Genomic DNA, 532 nt, shown 5'->3' with positions numbered 1-532 from the left:
GTCTTATGGATCCACAGAATGAATCATGTTGTTTTCCTCGTGATTATTAATGCCACAGGATCAAGATTAATCCAATGATTAATTTGATTAACTATTATTTAATGGATCCACAGACTGGCCATCAGGCGCATCTGGACACCAGCAATGCTGCTCGCAGACGGGGGGCGAGTGCTTCCAGAAGGGTCTGCACAGAGCGCAATGCCCGGCAGTCGGGACGCGTCAGTAGCCACAGATCGGTGCTGCACCCTTGCAGTGGTTCACTCAACCTTTCCACTGAGGCAAGGACCTGAATCGTGAAATCGGTAAAGGCCGCCACGCCCAGACCGGCAGCGACCAACTGAGAGACCGCCGACATGTTGCTGCAACGATAGCGTGGGCTCACCGCCGGAAATGCCTGTTTACGCCAGATCACCGAAGGGTGGTCGGGCATCGAGTCGTCCGGGCTGATCCAGGGAATGGAGGCAGGGCTGTGTGTCAGCGCATCGCGGTATTCGGGGCGACCACAGATGAAGTGGTCCGCGCTGCCCAGGCA

General features: G+C 55.8%; 1 protein-coding gene. It reads right to left on the bottom strand.

Features of this window, described 5'->3' with window-relative positions:
- Positions 1 to 121: 121 nt before the first annotated feature.
- On the bottom strand, positions 122 to 532 hold a 411-nt coding region (locus ALO43_RS22600; RefSeq protein ID WP_217999787.1), incomplete at its 5' end, for a LysR substrate-binding domain-containing protein.

It is taken from the genome of Pseudomonas tremae (genome assembly GCF_001401155.1).
GTDB classification, from domain to species: Bacteria; Pseudomonadota; Gammaproteobacteria; order Pseudomonadales; family Pseudomonadaceae; genus Aquipseudomonas; species Aquipseudomonas tremae.
This window is presented reverse-complemented; position numbering and strand designations above follow the sequence as displayed.